This is a genomic window from Myxococcus sp. RHSTA-1-4 (assembly GCF_020037125.1).
GTDB lineage: Bacteria > Myxococcota > Myxococcia > Myxococcales > Myxococcaceae > Myxococcus.
Genome location: NZ_JAIQDG010000094.1, coordinates 1 through 2,964, shown reverse-complemented (window position 1 = coordinate 2,964; position 2,964 = coordinate 1). Strand labels below are relative to the sequence as shown.

Here is a 2,964-nt window from a genome sequence, read left to right as displayed (position 1 = left end):
TGAGCCGCAGTCCGCTCTTCCAGGTGATGTTCGTGCTGCAGAACGCGCCGGGCTCGGCGGTGAAGTTGCCGGGGCTGACGCTGGAGGCGGCGGAGTCGTCGGGCAAGACGTCCAAGTTCGACCTCACGCTCGGCATGAGCGAGTCGCCTGAGGGAGGCGTCGACGGCGCACTTGAGTTCAACAGCGACCTGTTCGAGCCCGAGACCGTGGATCGAATGCTGGGGCACCTGAGGGTGCTACTGGAGGCGGCTGTCGCGAAGCCGGAGACACGGCTGTCGGCTCTGCCGCTGATGGGGGAGGAGGAGCAGCGGCGGCTTTTGCGGGAGTGGAGCGGGAGGAGTGTGGAGTACCCGCGCGAAGCCGGCCTGCATGAGTTGTTCGAAGCCCAGGCGCAGCGGACGCCCAACGCGGTGGCTGTGGAGTACGCGGGCCAGTGGCTGACGTACGAGGAACTCAGCCGGCGGGCCAACCAGCTTGCGCATCACCTGCGAGGCATGGGCGTGGGGCCCGAGGTCCGGGTGGGCCTGTGCGCGGAGCGCTCGCTGGAACTGGTGGTGAGCATCCTGGGCATCCTGAAGGCGGGAGGCGTGTACGTGCCGCTGGACGCCAGCTACCCACAGGAGCGGCTGGCCTGGATGAAGCGCGAGGCCGGAGTGTCCGTCCTGGTCTCTCAGGACAAGCTGTTGCCAGCCCTGCGCCTGACCGAAGGCGAGCCGGTGGTCCGCGTGGATGCCGAGTGGTCCTCCATCTCGCGCCATCCAGAGAGCCGGCCAGAGGCGAAGGTTGGTGGGGCCAACCTGGCGTACGTGATGTTCACGTCGGGGAGCACGGGCAGGCCGAAGGGAGTCGGGGTGCCGCACCGTGCGGTGGCTCGGCTGGTGCTGGGGGCGGACTACGCACACTTCGGGCCGGAGGAGGTATGGCTGCAACTGGCGCCCATCTCCTTCGATGCCTCGACACTGGAGCTGTGGGGCGCGCTGCTGCATGGAGCGAAGCTGGTGGTGTACCCGGCGGGTACGCCTTCGCTGGAGGAGCTGGGTCGCGCGCTGGGGGAGTACGGGATCACCTCGCTGTGGCTCACGACAGCCCTTTTCGATCAGATGCAGGCGAGGCAGCCCGAGGCCCTGGCTCGAATCAAGCAGGTGCTGACCGGCGGAGAGGTGATGCCCGTCGCCCGCGCGAAGGAGCGGCTCGCCTCCGGGAACACGCTCGTCAACGCGTATGGCCCGACGGAGAACACGACGTTCTCCACCTGCTACTTCATGGGAGTGCCCGAGGACGTGGGCGCCCCGGTATCCATCGGCCGGCCGATTGCGAATACGTCGGTCTACGTGCTCGACGTGTTCATGCAGCCGGTGCCGGTGGGAGTGCCGGGCGAGCTGTACGTGGGAGGCGAGGGACTGGCGGTGGGGTACGTGGGCCGGCCGGAGCTGACGGCGGAGCGCTTCGTGCCCAATCCCTTTGGGCAGGGGGAGCGCCTGTACCGCACGGGCGACGTGGTGCGGTGGAGGGGGGAGGGGAGGCTGGAGTTCCTCGGCCGGCGCGACAGTCAGGTGAAGGTGCGGGGCTTCCGTATCGAACTGGCTGAGGTGGAGACGGCGCTGGCGCAGCACCCGAGCGTCAACGAGGCGGTGGCCGTCGCGAGGGAGGACGGAACGGAAGGCAAGCGGCTGGTGGCGTACGTGACGGCCAAGGCGGGTGCGGCGCTCGACACGGCCGCCCTGCGCGCCCACGTGAAGCAGCGGCTGCCGGAGTACATGGTGCCCGCCGCGTACGTGGTGCTGGACGCATTGCCACTGACGCCCAACGGCAAGGTGGACCGCAAGGCCCTGCCCGATCCGCGGGTAACGCCGAACGCCTCCAGTGCCGAGTACGAAGCGCCGCGCACCCCCACGGAGGAACTGCTGGTGGGCCTCTTCGCCGAGGTCCTGCGAGTCGAACGCGTTGGCACGAAGGACAACTTCTTCGAGTTGGGCGGACACTCCCTGCTGGCGACGCAAGCCATCTCGCGGCTCCGGAGTGCCTTTGGCATCGAGCTCCCGTTGCGTGAGCTCTTCGAAGCGCCCACCGTGATGGCGCTCGCCGACAAGGTCGATCAAGCCGTGCGGGCCGGTCGCGCGCTGGTGGCCCCGCCCCTGAGAGCCCGCGCGGATCGGCAGTCGGCGCTCCCGCTGTCGTTCGCGCAGCAGCGCCTGTGGTTCCTGGATCGTCTGGAGCCGGGCAGCGCCTTCTACAACGTGCCCGCGGTGGTGCGTGCAGAGGGGGCACTGGATGTGGGAGTGCTGCGGAGAAGCTTCGAGGAGCTCGTGCGCAGGCACGAGTCCCTGCGCACCACGTTCGGCTCCCAGGGTGGAAGGCCCGTCCAGCTCATCGCCGCGGAGCCGCCGCTCGCCTTCCAGGTGCGGGATCTGAGCGCCACGCCGGAGGGAGACCGCGAGACGGAAGCCCTGCGATGGGTGGAGCAGGAGTCGCACCAGCCCTTCGACCTGGCGGAGGGCCCGCTGCTGCGGATGACGCTGCTGAAGGTCTCGGAGCAGCAGCACATCCTGGTGCTGGTGATGCACCACATCGTCTCGGACGGCTGGTCGATGGGCGTCCTCGTGCGCGAGGTGGCCGCCCTCTACGAGGCGTTCTCCGAGGGCCGCCCGTCTCCGCTGCCGGAGCTCGCGGTGCAGTACCCGGACTATGCGGTGTGGCAGCGCGACTGGCTGAAGGGCGAAGTGCTGGAAGCGCAGCTCGGGTACTGGAAGAAGCAGCTCGCCGGGGTGCCGCAGGCGCTGGAGCTGCCTACCGATCGGCCGCGTCCCGCGGTGCAGTCGTTCCGGGGTGGGCACCTCGACGTCCAGTGGACCAAGACGCTGTGGGACGGAGCGAAGGCACTGGCGCAGCGTGAGGGAGCAACGCCGTTCATGGTGCTGCTGGCGGCATTCCAGGCGGTGCTATCGAGGTACTCGGGGCAGGAGG

Annotated in this window: 1 protein-coding gene; it reads left to right on the top strand. The window is 69.1% G+C overall.

Annotated elements, in window-relative coordinates; genetic code table 11:
* A partial coding sequence (locus tag K8638_RS44020) for a non-ribosomal peptide synthetase (protein ID WP_223760782.1) occupies positions 1-2,964 on the top strand: 2,964 nt, incomplete at both ends.